The organism is Mesorhizobium sp. M4B.F.Ca.ET.214.01.1.1 (assembly GCF_004791545.1).
Lineage (GTDB): Bacteria > Pseudomonadota > Alphaproteobacteria > Rhizobiales > Rhizobiaceae > Mesorhizobium > Mesorhizobium abyssinicae.
Genome location: NZ_SRUX01000340.1, coordinates 1 through 278, shown reverse-complemented (window position 1 = coordinate 278; position 278 = coordinate 1). Strand labels below are relative to the sequence as shown.

Genomic DNA, 278 nt, shown 5'->3' with positions numbered 1-278 from the left:
GCTGGGGCATGCAATATCTGGCGACGGCGCATCAGCTGGGCGGCGGTCAGGTTTGCAGCACGATCCTGCGGTACAATGCCGGCCATGGCGCTACCCGCATGAACCCGGTCTCCAAGCGTTATTGCGGCAAGGTGCAGGCGCTGCTGGCCGGCTGAGGCCTCCATCGTCTGAGAAATTGCGAAAAGCGATTCCGCTCCCACCCGTCATGCTGTAGTCAGAAGCAAAGCTGATACGGAGCATGACATGCCTGATTTCAAATATATCGTCGTCGGGGCCGG

General features: G+C 59.7%; 1 pseudogene. It reads left to right on the top strand.

The annotated features are described in order from the left end of the window. Positions 1 to 155 (top strand): annotated as a pseudogene (locus EN857_RS34485) (lytic transglycosylase domain-containing protein); the annotation flags it as partial. Positions 156 to 278 lie beyond the last annotated feature (123 nt).